The following is a 14,170-nucleotide window of genomic DNA, read 5'->3' on the forward strand; positions in this document are numbered from 1 at the left end:
TCGAGCGAACTCATTCGATCGCTTCGGAGGTCTCGAGCCACTGGGCCTCGACCTCCTCCTTCTCCGTTTCGACGGCTTTCAATTCGGTGTTCAGCTCGATGAGTTTCGTCGGATCGGTCGCCGCTGCGAGCAGCGCCGCATGCAGCTTCTCTTCCTTCGCGTGCAGCTGGTCGAGCTTGCGCTCGAGGCGGGACAGCTCCTTCTGGGCCGCCCGCTGTTCCGCGGCGTTCTTCCTGGGCGCGGAGGCCTGCGCGTTGCCGCTCTTTCGGTCTCCGCCGGCCTTCTCGAGTTTCTTGGCGCGACGGTCGAGGTACTCCTCGATCCCGCCCGGCAGGTGGGTCACTTGCCCGTCCCCGAACAAGGCCACGATCGTGTCGCAGACGCGTTCCACCAGGTATCGGTCGTGCGAAACGACGACGAGGCTGCCCGGCCAGGAATCCAGCAGATCTTCGAGCTGCTGCAAGGTGTCGATGTCGAGATCGTTCGTCGGTTCGTCGAGCAGCAGCACGTTGGGCTCGGCCATCAGGAGCCGGCACAGCTGCAGACGGCGCCGTTCACCACCGGAAAGGTCCTCGACCGGCGTCCACTGCCTCGCGGCGGGGAAACCCAGCTTTTCGGCCAGCTGGGAAGCGGTCAGCTCCTGCTTGCCGAACACGACCCGGCCGGAGACCTCTTCGATCGCCTGCAGCACGCGCAGATCGCCCGGCAGGTCATCGAGCTCCTGGCGCAGATGCGCGAGGCTGACCGTCTTGCCCTGGATCCGTCGTCCCGTCTCGGGTTCCCTGTCGCCGCCGAGCAGCTTGAGGAGCGTCGTCTTGCCGGACCCGTTGACGCCGACCAGGCCGATCCGATCGCCGGGCCCGATCCGCCAGGTGACGTGATCGAGCAGAGTGCGGTCGCCGACGGTCAACGTGGCGTCCTCGATCTCCAGCACGGTCTTCCCCAGCCGACGGCGGGCGAACGCCTGCAGCTCGACCGAATCACGCGGCTCCGGCACGTCGGAGATCAACGCCTCCGCCGCCTCGACGCGGTATCGCGGCTTCGACGTCCTGGCCTGCGGACCGCGACGCAGCCATGCGAGCTCTTTACGTGCCAGGTTCTGCCGCTTTTCCTCGGCCGTCGCCGCAAGCCTCGCCCGCTCGGCCCGCGCGAAGATCCAGTCAGCGTATCCGCCTTCGTACTGCTCGACGCGACCGTTGGCGACCTCCCAGGTCACACTCGCGACCGTGTCGAGGAACCACCGGTCGTGGGTGACGACCACGACCGCGATCTTGCGGTTGAGCAGGTGATCCGCGAGCCAGCGCACACCTTCCACGTCGAGGTGGTTGGTGGGCTCGTCGAGGACGACGAGGTCCAGTTCACCGGTGAGGGCGGCCGCCAACGCGACACGGCGCCGTTCGCCACCTGACAGGTTCGCCGTCGCCTTCTCGATACCGAGAGCGGTGATGCCCAAACCATCCATAATGGACCGGACACGCGCGTCAGCGGCCCACTCGTGCTCCGCGCCGTAGCGCTCCAGCACGACGTCTCCGACCGTGCTGCCGTCGGGAAGTTCGGTCCGCTGGGTGACCACCGCCATCCGCAGGCCCCGGACTTGACTGACACGTCCCGCGTCCGGCTCGCTGATCCCCGCGAGGACCTCCAGCAGCGTCGTCTTCCCGCCCCCGTTGAGACCGACGACACCGATACGCTGCCCCTCCGCCACACCGAGCGAAACACCGTCGAGCAGCGGGCGCACCCCGAAGGACTTGCTCACCGACTCCAGGTTGACCAAGTTGGCCATGCCTCAGCCGATCCTTTCCAAAAAGCTCGCACCACAACGAATTAGTCGGTGTCCATTTCGGACACCCTCATGCGTGCACCCGAGGCGGCGACGGCCGCGGCGCGTCGTCTCCGCCGACCAGCCGGGCTCCGGGGACCGGCCCGTGCGCGACGCGCACCGTGCGACAGACACCCGCGCCGGACAGCTCCGCGGCCACCTCGACGGCCGACTGGGCGTCCGCGCACAGGAACGCACAGGTCGGCCCGGATCCGGACACGGTGCCGGCGAGCGCCCCCGCGTTGACTCCCGCCCTCAATGTGCGACGCAGCCCCGGACGCAACGAGACAGCGGCCGCCTGCAGGTCATTGCCAAGAAGCAGCGCCAGCTGCCGCGGGTCGCCGGATGCCAGCGCCTCCACCACCGGAGTGTGCGAGCCGATTCGCGGCGGGCTGCCCTCTTCACGCAACTTGTCCAGCTCGCCGAACACCCGTGGAGTCGAAAGCCCACGCTGGTCGAAGGCCAGGACCCAGTGGAAGGTGTGCCTCGACAAGACAGGCACCAGCTGCTCGCCTCGGCCGGTGCCCAGCGCTGTCCCGCCGTAGAGCGCGAAAGGTACATCGCTACCGAGCTTCGCGGCGATACCCGCCAGTTCGTCCCGGGAGATGTCGAGCTTCCAAAGCGACGCGAGCCCCACCAGCGTCGCGGCCGCGTCGGCACTGCCACCGGCCATCCCGCCCGCGACCGGGATGCCTTTGCGCAACACGACTCTGACCTTGGACTCGCCGTCCGCCTTGCCGACGTGGGCCGCCAACGCCTGCGCCGCCTTCCAGGCGAGGTTGTTGGCTCCTGTCGGTACGGAACCTTCACCTTCGCCGTAGACCTCGACGCCGGGGTCCTCGGTGACCGCGACGGTCACCTCGTCGGTCAGGGAAAGCGCCTGGAACACGGTCACCAGCTCGTGGTAACCGTCCGGGCGTACGTCACCGACCGACAGGTGCAGGTTGACCTTGGCGGGAACCCTGACGGTCACTGGGGGCGGTACGACGGCGAGCACGCGTCAAGCCTACGTGGCCGCTCCACTTGCGCTGTCACCAGGAGAAAGAGAACGGACGGGTCGGACGCGAACGGGCCGCCCGGACGAAATTCGTCTGAGCGGCCCGTTCGCGGAGAAATCAGGCGGCGACACCCTGCGGCCCGCGGACCGGGTGGGTCACGTGGCCGCCACGTTCGGCGATCCAGGCGAGCGCGGCGTCCGCGCGCTCACCACGCACCCCGAGGCGGAACCGGCCGACCGGCGTGTCGCCGATCCGGGTCAGGCCGCCCCCGATGGTGGCGAGTTCGACGTCGAAGCGACCGGCGGCCTCCGGCAGCAGCGCACCGACCGAGGCGAAGCCGACGAGCACGACGTCCACCGCGCGGTCGTACTTCGAGGCCTGTGCCCGCCCGGTTTCGATGGCGGGAAGCAGCGCCTGCGCGGTCCGGCTGTTCGGGTCGGAGACCAGGTCGAGCACGGTTCCGCGTTCGATGATCGCGCCGGCCTCCAGAACCGCGACGTCGTCGCAGACACGGCGGACCACGCCGGCGTCGGGAGTGGTGAGCAGCACGGTGACGCCGAGCTCGGCGCGCGCGCGGTCGAGCACGGTCAGGACCGCGCCGGACTCCTCGGGCTGCACGCCCGCGGTCGGGTCGTCGGCCAGGAGCACGGACGGCCCGGCGGCCAGCGCCTTGGCGATGGCCACGCGGCGCAGCTGCCCCGCGGACAAGTCGCCCGGTCGCTGCCCCGCACGGGGGGTGAGCCCGACCAGGTCGAGCAGGTTGCCGACCCGGTTGCGGCGCTGCGGCCCGTCGAGGCCGAGCTGCTCGAGCGGCGAAGCGATGTTGCCGGCGATGGTGCGCTCGGCGAGCAATTCCGGCTTGGTGCTCACGACTCCGACCTGGCGCCGGATTTCGCGGAGCCGGCGTCCGTCGAGTGTCCCGGTGTTGAGGCCGTCGAGACGGACGACGCCGCGGTCGGGACGCTCCTGAAGACCGATGCACCGGGCGAGAGTCGATTTGCCGGAGCCCGCCGGACCGACGACCCCGAACAGCGAGCCTGCTTGGATGTCCACGCTCACATCGCGCAGTGCGACGACGGGATTTCCGTTGAGGGGAAAGGACTTGGACAGGTTTTCGACAGTGATCACGAAGGGCTCCATGCACATGGGGCGCTGCTTCTTTCGAGCGCGCCAACCGTCACCGAGTAACCGTCCGGGAAACGAACGGATTCAGAGATAAGGGAAAGGACTCAGGCAGTAACGGTGGAGCGTCGACACGCACTTACCGTGCGGCGACCTTCATCGACGACACGTCGCCTGGTCAGCAGGAGCGGGTGGGTGACCCTGTTCATTAGGCACAGCCTCCATCGGTCCTGGCGGTAGCACCTGCCCTGTGGAGGGTGGTTGCTGCGACTTCGGCGAGCCAGGTCTCTCAGTCGCTCGGGATGGCTCATTGAGTAAAACCGATCCCACTGGATGAAAGCAAGCGCGTAGGCGCAGATCACACGTCTGGTCGCGTCCATCATACAGGATGGTAAGTCCATATTATGAGACGCCAGTAGGCGTATCTACGTCACGACAGGCGCGCTGCCTGCTAAGACGAGGTCCGCCCACGCCGAATCGAGAGGAGGAATCACGCAGGTGCGCGGCCTTGGCCTGCCGCCGTTCGCGCGGCTCCGGTCACACCTGCGACACGTGGTCAGCCGGCGGCCGCGGCGATCCGGGCGAACTGATGAACGTCCAGCTGCTCCCCGCGAGTCTTGGGGTCGATACCCGCCTTTTCGAGCAGTTCCCCCGCGCGTTCGGCGGAACCGGCCCACGACGCCAACGCGGCACGCAAGGTCTTCCGCCGTTGCGAGAAGGCGGCGTCGACGACCGCGAACAGCCGTTCCCGATCCACGGACGACACCACGTCGCCCCGTTCGAACGCGACCAAGGCGGAGTCGACGTTCGGAACGGGCCAGAACACCGCCCGGGGCACCGCGGCGACCTTGCGCGTCTTCCCGTACCAGGCGAGCTTGACGCTGGGAACGCCGTAAGTCCGGCTTCCCGGACCCGCCGCCATCCTGTCCGCGACCTCGGTCTGGACCATTACGAGACCGCTGGTCAGCGACGGCAGTTCGGCGAGCAGGTGGAGCACGACGGGAACGGCGACGTTGTACGGCAGGTTCGCGACGAGCGCCGTCGGCCGCGCGGGCAGATCGTCCGCGGTGATCCGCAACGCGTCCGCGCCGACGACCGTCAGCCTTTCGCCCCCGCCTCGTTCTGCCACGGTGCTCGGCAGCCGCCCCGCCAGGACAGGGTCGATTTCAACCGCGACGACCTCGGCGCCGGTCGCGAGCAGCCCGAGTGTCAGCGAGCCGAGGCCCGGCCCGACCTCCAGGACGACGTCCCCTTCGCCGATCCCCGAAAGGTCGACGATGCGGCGCACCGTGTTGGGATCGTGCACGAAGTTCTGACCGAGCTTCTTGGTCGGACGTACGTCCAGCTCGGCCGCCAGCGCCCTGATTTCCGCAGGACCGAGCAGTTCAGTCACCCGACGATCGTAACCAGGTCCGGTAAGCCACGATTGGCCGGTGGACGACGTCGCACTCGATGGGGAAAAAGTCCGGCTGCGCGAATGGCGCCCGTCCGACCTCGGGCCGCTCCTCGACTTACTCGATCCCGCGCGGCCTTGGCACGAAACGAACGGGCCCTACTTCGGCACCCCGACCACAGCCGCCGCCGAATCCACGGCGCGCGAACTCACCACGATCAAGTCCGATCCGCCCGATCCCCGCACCAGCCTCGCCGTGTGCGATCTGAGCGACGGAAGGCTGATCGGGCGGGTCAGCTGGTACTGGGAAAGCAGGCAGACCGACTGGCGGCGGATGGGGCTGGTCATCTACGACGAGCGGTATTGGGGCGGCGGGTTCGGCACCGAGGCCTTGCGCATGTGGACGACCTACTTGTTCTCCCGCACCGACGCGCTCCGCCTGGACTTCGCCACGTTCTCGGGTAACCCGGGAATGATCGCCGTCGGGCGACGGCTCGGGTTCGTCGAAGAAGGCCGGTTCCGGCGCGCACGGCGCTGGTCCGGCGGCGTCCACGATTCCGTCGTCTACGGGGTGCTCCGCGAGGAGTGGGCCCGGATGCATCGCCAGGGCAAGGGCCCGGCCGGATCCGACCCCACCATCCGTATGGCTTTCCGAAGCGACACGCATCCCACTCAAGGGTGATCGGCGCAGGTTCGCACCGCCGGAGCGTGATGATCATCCACCCGATCGATACCGTGCATTCGTTCGAATCTGCCTCGACAATCGAGGGATGACCAGTACAAACATTCCCAAGGCCTTCCCGCTCAACCTGCCGGAAGGTGACGCCGACCTGCTTCTCGACGAGTTGCAGACGCGGCTACGCGAAGGGCGACGTCTTGTCGCCGAAGTCGGCCAGATCCTGGCCGAGATCGAGTCACGTGGGGTCCGTGAGCTCTACGGACACAACTCGATCGCCGTCTTCTACGAGCATGTGGCCCGGGTACCTCGAGCAGAGGCTCAGAGAGTGACCGGCAGAGCGCTGGCGCTCAATTCGAGACGGGCGCGCGACGGCACGTCGATCGACCCCGTCGCGCCCCTGACCGGTACTGCGGCCACCACCGGCGCGCTGGCCGAGGCCAGCATCGACCGGATCGTCACGGTCATGAAGAGGCTGCCCGAGCACGTCACCGCGAGCGCACGCCTCGAGGCCGAGGAGGGCTTGGTCGAGCTCGCCCGCGTCGCGAGACCGCGCGACGTCACGGTGGCGGGCACAGAGCTGCTCGCACAACTGGACCCGGATGGAGGACCCAAAGACGACCCCGCTCCGCAAAGGCGGCGGAGCGACTTCTGGTTGCGCCAGAAACGAACCGGCCGCTGGGACATGCGCGGCGACCTCGATGCCGAGACAGGCGCCCGCCTGAACGCGCTCCTGGTACCACGGGCCTATCCGGTCCCCGATGGAGAAGCCGACGACCGTTCGCCGGCTGAAAGACGCGGCGACGCGTTCTCAGAGATCGTCGAGCTCGCGGAAACCGGCCCGGACATCCCTTTGCCCCGGAAGAGCTCGGAGCAGGTCGCCGAGCAGTCCTCGGCTGCCGAGCCCGCCGAGGAGTCGGCAAACCGTCCTAAGCCCGCCCAGGCGCCGCCTCAGGGCCGCCAAAGCCCGCCTCACGGCGGTGGAGGTGTTCGAGAACCGTCCAGGAACGTGGCACATATACGGCCCGCGCGCTGGTGGGCGAGACTCTCGAGACCGCGAGCCGGGAACCCGGCTCAGCCTCCGAAGCCCCTAACGGCCTGAAGGCCACCTTGCGGGCGAACCCACACGGTGACCTTCAGGAAAGGAGGATGATCTGGCGTCAGGCCTTCTTGCCACAGTGCGGCCAAGCGCCGTAACCGCCACGGTCCTCGCGGACCTTCTCGGCGACAGCGATCTGCTGGGCCTTGCTGGCCTGGTGCGGGTACGCGGCGTACTGGTCGCCGCCATAGGCGTCCCAGGTGCTCTTGTTGAACTGCAGGCCACCGTAGTAGCCGTTGCCGGTGTTGGCGGACCAGTTACCGGTCGACTCGCACTGCGCGATGCGGTCCCAGGCGCCGGCGTCTCCGATGACCGGATCGGCGGGCTTCTTGGTACCGACCTTGACGATCTTGGGCTTGGCCTCGGTGAGGACCTCTTCCGAGACCTTCTCGCGGCCGACCTCTTTGCCGTTGCGCTTGGTGACCTTGTAGGTCACGGTCTTCTGGCCGGGAGTGCCCGGGTCCTCGACCTTGGTCTTGCCCTTTTCGAGGTTCGGGTCGTCGACCTTCTGCTCCGGCGGCGCGATCTCCTCGTCCTGCTTGACCATGGTGACGCCAGTCCGGCTGATGTGGACCTCGGCGCCGTCGACCAGCTTGACGTCGAGACCGCCGACGGCCTCGTCGTCCGGGCCGAGGGTCATCCGGAGCTCACCGAGGAATTCCTTGGTGGTGACCGAGTTGGTCTGAACCTTGCGCGGTTCGTTCGCGCCGTCGTAGACGGTGACGTTCTTGAGGGTCTTGACCTCGACGGTGGCGCCTTCGAGCGGCAGCTCGCCGTTCTGCGGGAGCGAGGTCCAAGTGCCGGCCTTGGCGAGGTCGGCACGACCGAGCTGGTTCAGCGCGTCGCCGAGGTTGGTCGCGCGGACCCAGGACTCCTGCTGCGGTGCGCCGTCGACGATCAGGTTCAGCTTGCGGCCACGCTCCAGCTTGATGACGCCGCCGTCGCCCACCTCGGCCTGAGGCGAGGGAGAGAGCGAGTCGTGCGCGCCGACCGAGAGGCCGGCGTCTTCGAGGACCTCACCGACGGTGTCGCCGAAGCTGTGGACGGTCTGCTGCTTGCCGTCGACGTCGACCGTGACGCTCTTGTTCATCGCCATCGCGGCCGCGCCGCCACCGCCGAGGGTGAGCAGCACCGCCATGACGGTTCCCTTGAGGAAACGCTTCTTCCAGACGCGGGTCGCGCTCGAGATGACCTCGTCCTTGGTCGCGGCCTTCATCGGCGCGCCCGCGGTGCGGTCTTCGGCCAGCTCGTCCGGGATGACGATCGGCGGGAGCATGGTGGTCTCGGCGCTGATGAGGCGGATCAGCTCGTCGACGTCGACGTCGATCTCGGCCATCAGGGTGTCGGCGTCGGGGCCGAGCGCGGCCAGGACGTCCTGGTGCGTGATGCGCGGATCGTCGGAGTAGTCCAGCTCGCCGTACTGAGTGTCGCGGTCGAGCACGGCAACCGAACCGGAGGAAGCGAAGGTGTTCGTCTCTGCGCCGGGGCGCGAGCCATCCTGCCTACTGCTACCAGTCACTGGGTCGTTCCCTTTCCCAAGACGTCGAGGAGCTCGACAACCACTCCACTACGTCCTTCGTCTCGATGCGCGCTTCGGCACACCTCTAGAAGTCCGACACCCCCAGCCAGCGCCATCGTCACGGTTCCAGGCCGTACCGCTCCTGGTTCCGCTTCCCCGACGTGCACTGACGTGACTGTGGGCGTAACAGCCGGAAACCGCTTGAGCGGGTCCCGACCGGCACGATCACGGGACAGTAACGAACCTCGCCGGGTTGCGCAAACACCGCCCGGAGTGTCGTGACGTTGGTCACTCATCAGAGTGGGCCATTGCTGATCACTAATGTCGCAATCCGTTCAACCGGTGGTGACTGTCGGCAATCCGAAGACCCGCTCAGCGGTCGTTCGCACCGATTCGGCCACCTCGTGTACCGCCTCGCCCCTGAGCGAGGCGAGGTGCCGGACCGTGTAGGCGGCACAGTAGGGCTCGTTCGGCCGCCCACGGAACGGATGCGGGGTCAGGAACGGAGCGTCCGTTTCGACGAGGTACTGGTCCGCCGGAACGATCCGTGCCGCCTCGTGGAGGCCGCGGGCGTTACGGAAGCTGACCGTGCCGGCGAACGAAAGCACGTATCCCGCGTCGACGCACCGGCGCGCGATGTGTTCGTCCCCGGAGAAACAGTGGAAGACGACCTCCTCGGGCGCTCCCTCTTCCTCGAGGATCCGGAGGACGTCCTCGTGGGCGTCCCGATCGTGGATCATCAGCGGTTTGCCGATCCGCTTGGCGAGATCGATATGCCACCGGAAGGCGTCCTGCTGAGCGTCGTGGGGCGAGTAGTCCCAGTAGTAGTCGAGGCCGGTCTCGCCGACCGCGACCACTCTGGACTCTTTGGCGAGACTCTCCACTTCAGATTTCTCGGGCTCGCCGAAATCCTTGGTACGCGTGGGATGGATCGCGACGGCGGCCCAGACCCTCGGGTCCCAAGTGGACGCTTGCGCGGCCCAGCGAGCGGCCGCGAGGTCGTCCGCGACGGTGATCACCCGCGAAACACCGGCGCGTTCGGCGCGGTCGACCATGGCTGTCACATCAGCCGCGGTGACCGCGCCGCACGCGTCGAGGTGGGTATGCGCGTCCACCACCGATACCGGCAATCTGTCCGGGATCGGCGGCAGTTCCTTCTTCTCCGCACCCATCAGCTGATCACTTCGAGATCGGGGCCCATTCGGGACCGGTCTCGCCGAGTTCCGGGTCCAGCTTGGCGAACAGCGGGGTCGGCTTCTCCAGCGGTTTGCCGACCTCGATCGGCACGGACTTCCAGCGTGCCTGCTCGGCCTTGTAGTCGCCGGTGATGATGGGGTTGATCCGGCCGGGGATGTCGAGGTCCTCGACTTCCTGAAGCTCGGGCTGGGCCGCCCAGACGCCCGTGCCACCGAGTGCCTCGTGCACCTTCTGCGCCGAGTGGGGCAGGAAGGGAGTCAGCAGCGTGTTGGCGTCCGAGACGACCTGCAGCGCGGTGTGCAGAACGCTGTCGCGCCGGGCGGGGTCGTCCTTGAGCTTCCAAGGCTCCTGGTCCGACAGGTACCGGTTCGCGGCGGTGACGACACGCATGGCCTCGCTCGCCGCGGCTTTGAACCGTGACCGCTGCAAGTGGGCGCCGGCGGTGTCGAACGCCTTGCGGGAGAGCTCCTTGAGCTCTTCGTCTGCGGCCGTGGGGGCGTCGGGGCGAGGAATGGCACCGACGTTCTTGTGGGCCATCGAGATGGACCGGTTGACGAGGTTGCCCCACTCGTTGGCCAGTTCGAAGTTGGTCCGGCGGACGAATTCGTCCCAGGTGAAGTCGGTGTCCTGGGTCTCGGGTCCCGCGACCGAGATGAAGTACCGCAGTGTGTCCGGGCCGAAGTCGCGAAGGAAGTCGTGGACGTAGATGACAGTGCCGCGCGAGGTCGAGAACTTCGAGCCGCTCATGGTGAGAAACTCGCTGGAAACGATCTCGTCGGGCAGGTGCAGCTTGCCGTACTTGCCCGCCACGCCGCCTCGATCGCCTTCGCCGTTGTGGCCGAAGAGCAGCGCGGGCCAGATCTGGGCGTGGAAGGTGATGTTGTCCTTGCCCATGAAGTAGTAGGAGCGGGCGTCCGGGTTGTTCCACCACTCCTGCCAGGCGTCCGGGTTACCGGTGCGCCGCGCCCACTCGACACTCGCCGAGAAATAGCCGATGACCGCGTCGAACCAGACGTAGAAGCGCTTGAGCGGCTGGTCGCGCCAGCCGTCCAGCGGGATCTTCACGCCCCAGTCGAGATCGCGGGTGATCGGCCGCGGCCGCATGTCGTCGATCAGGTTCTTCGTGAAGTTGAGGACGTTCGGACGCCAGTCGGTCTTACTGGACAGCCACTTGCCCAGCGTGTCGACGAAGGCCGTCAGGTCGAGGAAGTAGTGCTCGGTCTCGACGAACTTCGGCGTTTCACCGTTGATCCGGGACTTCGGGTTGATCAGTTCGGCGGCGTCGAGCTGGTTGCCGCAGTTGTCGCACTGGTCGCCGCGAGCGCCGTCGTAGCCGCAGATCGGGCACGTGCCTTCGATGTACCGGTCGGGCAGGGTGCGACCTGTGGAGGGGCTGATCGCGCCCCGGGTCGTCTTGGGGACGACATAGCCGTTGCGGTGCAGCGCGAGGAAGATCTGCTGCGTGACCTCGGCGTGGTTGCCCGTGGTGGTGCGGGTGAACAGGTCGTAGGTGAGGCCGAGCCCCTGCAGGTCCTGACCGATCTGGCGGGTGTACTTGTCGGCCGTCTGCTGGGAGGTCATGCCTTCTTTGTCGGCCTGGACGGTGATCGGGGTGCCGTGTTCGTCGGTACCGGACACCATGAGCACCCGGTTGCCGGCCATTCGCTGGTAGCGGGAGAAGACGTCGGACGGGACGCCGAATCCGGACACGTGGCCGATGTGGCGGGGGCCGTTGGCGTAGGGCCAGGCCACCGCAGTCAACACTGGGGTGCTCATGCTTGTTTAGCCTACGGACGTCGTCTAAGGCATTGTTGTCCGGGAGAGGATCGGAGGCCTCGGTGTCCGCCACGCGTCTGCTGGTGCTGGGTGTCGTGCGCATGTACGGGAAGGCACACGGCTACCAGGTCCGGCGCGAGCTTCTCTCGTGGGCGGCCGACAAGTGGGGCAATGTCCAGCCGGGTTCGATCTATCACGCGCTGAAGAAGATGACCACCGAAGGCCTGCTGGAACAGGTCGAGGACGTCGAGACGGGTGGCGGGCCCGATCGCGTCGCCTACCGGCTGACCGAAGACGGCGAGACCGAGTTCCTCGTGCAACTCGGCAGGGCGTTGTCGAGCGACGACGCCACCGGGTACTCGCTGTCGGCGGCGGTCACGTTCATGCCGGCCCTTCCCCGCGCGCAGGTACTGGCCCTGCTGAAACAGCAGCTGGCGAACATGGAAGCGCACGCACAATCGACTCACTACGCCCGCGAACACGCCGTCGACCTCGGGAAACCGCCCCACGTGAGCGAGCTGTACCGCCTGTGGAGCGCGCACGCGGAAGCGAACGTGAGCTGGATGCGGGATTTGATCGGCCGTCTCGAAGCCGGCGAGTACGTCATGGCGGGCGAAGGCGACGACGAAGCCGTGTTCGGCGCGCCACCCAAGTAATCAAATTTGACTACGGAACGACTCCTAGGGCACAGTGCGTCCTGCCACTAGTCAAACTTGACTAGCTGGACGCCCGAAAGGAGTAGACATGATCAAGGCACGCGGCCTTGAGCGGCGGTTCCGCCGCAAGGGCCGCAATGGGGGCGAGGTCCACGCCGTCAAAGGCGTCGATCTCGACGTGTCGGCCGGGGAACTGGTCGGTTTCCTGGGACCGAACGGCGCGGGGAAGACCACGACCCTGCGCATGCTGACGACGCTGCTCAAGCCCACCGCCGGTGAGGCGACGGTCGGCGGCTGCGACCTGCTCGCCGACCCGCTGGGGGTGCGTCGGCGAATCGGCTATGTCGCCCAGGGCGGCGGCACCGCGCCGGCGAGCAAGGTCATCGAAGAGATCGAATTCCAAGGCCGGCTGTACCGGATGAGCAAGACGGAGGCGTTCGCGCGCGGAGCCGTCCTCGCCGAACAACTGGACCTGGCCGGGCTCGACCAGCGCACGACCGCGACCCTGTCGGGTGGCCAGCGCCGCCGTCTCGACATCGCGCTCGGGCTGATTCACTCGCCCGGTCTCGTCTTCCTCGACGAACCGTCGACAGGTCTCGACCCGCAGAGCCGGGCGAACCTCTGGGACCACATCCGGAGGTTGCGCGACGAGCAAGGTGTCACGGTCTTCCTGACCACGCACTACCTCGACGAGGCCGACGCGCTCTCGGACCGGCTGATCGTCATCGACGACGGGAAGATCGTCGCCGAAGGCACACCGGACTCGTTGAAGGCGCGGGTTTCCGGTGACAGCGTCGTCATCGGGGTCTCACCGGAGTCGGCGGCCGAGACCGCGGAGGTCGCGGGCCGCCTCGAAGGGGCACACGAACTGACCGTCACCGACGGCACCGTGCGATTCCGGGTTCCTCGCGGCGACACCGCGATGCCCGAACTGCTTCGGGCGCTGGACGCGCGTGGCATCGCGATGGCGTCCATGCAGGTGCACCGGCCGACGCTCGACGACGTCTTCCTGACCCTGACGGGCAGGAGCCTGCGCGACGCCGAAGAAGGCGCGCCGGTCGACGCCGCCGCGGAGAAGGAGGCCACGCATGTTGCATGACACCTGGTTGATCTTCCGCCGCGACATGCTCGCGGCGTTGCGCAACCCGACATGGCTGGCGATCGGCATCATGCAGCCGCTGCTCTACTTGTTCTTCTTCGGACCGCTTCTGGTGAAGGCCCTCAACGCGCAAGGCCTGTCCGATGTGGACGGCTGGATGATCTTCACGCCGGCGATCATCGCGCAGCTCGCGCTGTTCGGTAGCTCATTCGTCGGGTTCGGGCTCCTCGCGGAGTACCGCTCGGGCGTGGTCGAGCGGATGCGGGTCACACCGGTGAGCCGGGTGGCGTTGTTGCTGGGCAAGGTGCTCGCCAACGCGCTGCAGACCGTCGTCCAGGCCTTGCTCATCATCGCGCTGGCGTATCTGGTCTTCGACCTGAACGCGCCGTTCGGCGGCGTCGTACTCAGCCTGGTGATCGTCTTCCTGATGTCGATCACCTTGGCATCGTGCTCGTACGCACTGGCGTTGACGCTCAAGAGCGAAGACACCTTCCCGGCTTTGCTCAACGCGGTTCTCCTGCCCCTGCTGCTGCTTTCCGGAATCCTGATCCCGATCACCGCGCGCTCGGCGCCGGAGTGGCTGTACACGATTTCCCGCATCAATCCGTTCCGGCACGTGGTGGATGTCGAGCGGAGCAGTTTCCGCGGTGACTTCTCGATGGACGCGCTGTTCACCGGGAGCGTCGTGGTGCTGGTCATGGCCGTTCTGGCCATCTGGTGGGGCTCACGGACGTTCCAACGCGAAAACGCCTGAGACACGCTGAACCGAAAGGTCACCTTGCGGCCGCTCCTCGGACGTAGGGTGACCTTTCGGTC

General features: G+C 67.2%; 12 protein-coding genes and 1 riboswitch. Of the genes, 5 read left to right on the forward strand and 7 right to left on the reverse strand.

Translation table 11 applies throughout. The annotated features are described in order from the left end of the window. Nucleotides 1-10: 10 nt before the first annotated feature. The 4 genes from AC069H_RS32225 to rsmA all read right to left on the reverse strand — a co-directional run bounded on the left by AC069H_RS32225 (nt 11) and on the right by rsmA (nt 5,332). Nucleotides 11-1,783, reverse strand: coding sequence for an ABC-F family ATP-binding cassette domain-containing protein (locus AC069H_RS32225; protein ID WP_478225509.1), 1,773 nt, complete (start codon nt 1,781-1,783; stop codon nt 11-13). 67 nt (nt 1,784-1,850) lie between these two features. Then, on the reverse strand, nt 1,851-2,816 hold the full coding sequence (locus AC069H_RS32230; protein WP_007028772.1) for a 4-(cytidine 5'-diphospho)-2-C-methyl-D-erythritol kinase: 966 nt from the start codon (nt 2,814-2,816) through the stop codon (nt 1,851-1,853). 118 nt (nt 2,817-2,934) lie between these two features. After that, nucleotides 2,935-3,945 (reverse strand): methionine ABC transporter ATP-binding protein, encoded by a 1,011-nt coding sequence (locus AC069H_RS32235; protein WP_478225508.1) that lies wholly within the window; start codon nt 3,943-3,945, stop codon nt 2,935-2,937. A 212-nt stretch (nt 3,946-4,157) separates the two neighbouring features. Then, a riboswitch (SAM riboswitch) is annotated at nt 4,158-4,248 on the reverse strand. A gap of 247 nt (nt 4,249-4,495) precedes the next feature. Beyond that, nucleotides 4,496-5,332 (reverse strand): 16S rRNA (adenine(1518)-N(6)/adenine(1519)-N(6))-dimethyltransferase RsmA, encoded by an 837-nt coding sequence (gene rsmA, locus AC069H_RS32240; RefSeq protein WP_478225507.1) that lies wholly within the window; start codon nt 5,330-5,332, stop codon nt 4,496-4,498. Nucleotides 5,333-5,372: 40 nt separating this feature from the next. On the opposite strand from rsmA, the gene AC069H_RS32245 reads away from it, so the two are divergent. Then, nucleotides 5,373-6,014, forward strand: a complete 642-nt coding sequence (locus AC069H_RS32245) for a GNAT family N-acetyltransferase (RefSeq protein WP_478225506.1) — start codon at nt 5,373-5,375, stop codon at nt 6,012-6,014. Between the two features lie 88 nt (nt 6,015-6,102). Then, complete coding sequence (locus AC069H_RS32250; protein WP_478234824.1) at nt 6,103-7,110, forward strand: DUF222 domain-containing protein; 1,008 nt, start codon at nt 6,103-6,105, stop codon at nt 7,108-7,110. Nucleotides 7,111-7,168: 58 nt separating this feature from the next. Here AC069H_RS32250 and AC069H_RS32255 read toward each other — a convergent pair whose 3' ends face one another. The 3 genes from AC069H_RS32255 to metG all read right to left on the reverse strand — a co-directional run bounded on the left by AC069H_RS32255 (nt 7,169) and on the right by metG (nt 11,599). Further along, on the reverse strand, nt 7,169-8,548 hold the full coding sequence (locus tag AC069H_RS32255) for a transglycosylase family protein (protein WP_478225551.1): 1,380 nt from the start codon (nt 8,546-8,548) through the stop codon (nt 7,169-7,171). 413 nt (nt 8,549-8,961) lie between these two features. Further along, nucleotides 8,962-9,798: a TatD family hydrolase gene (locus AC069H_RS32260; protein ID WP_478225504.1), complete on the reverse strand. Its 837-nt coding sequence runs from the start codon at nt 9,796-9,798 to the stop codon at nt 8,962-8,964. Nucleotides 9,799-9,805: 7 nt separating this feature from the next. Then, a complete protein-coding gene (gene metG / locus AC069H_RS32265; protein ID WP_457959804.1) occupies nt 9,806-11,599 on the reverse strand; it encodes a methionine--tRNA ligase in 1,794 nt (597 codons plus the stop codon). A 62-nt stretch (nt 11,600-11,661) separates the two neighbouring features. Between metG and AC069H_RS32270 the strand changes: the two genes are divergently transcribed. The 3 genes from AC069H_RS32270 (at nt 11,662) to AC069H_RS32280 (ending at nt 14,108) form a co-directional block, all read left to right on the forward strand. After that, entirely contained in the window at nt 11,662-12,255 is a 594-nt protein-coding gene (locus AC069H_RS32270; RefSeq protein WP_478234825.1) for a PadR family transcriptional regulator, read from the forward strand. Between the two features lie 88 nt (nt 12,256-12,343). Continuing rightward, nucleotides 12,344-13,354: an ATP-binding cassette domain-containing protein gene (locus AC069H_RS32275; RefSeq protein ID WP_478225502.1), complete on the forward strand. Its 1,011-nt coding sequence runs from the start codon at nt 12,344-12,346 to the stop codon at nt 13,352-13,354. Continuing rightward, nucleotides 13,344-14,108 (forward strand): ABC transporter permease, encoded by a 765-nt coding sequence (locus AC069H_RS32280; RefSeq protein WP_478225501.1) that lies wholly within the window; start codon nt 13,344-13,346, stop codon nt 14,106-14,108. The genes AC069H_RS32275 and AC069H_RS32280 overlap by 11 nt, the downstream gene beginning before the upstream one ends. Nucleotides 14,109-14,170 lie beyond the last annotated feature (62 nt).

This window comes from Amycolatopsis sp. NPDC043887 (genome assembly GCF_056435665.1).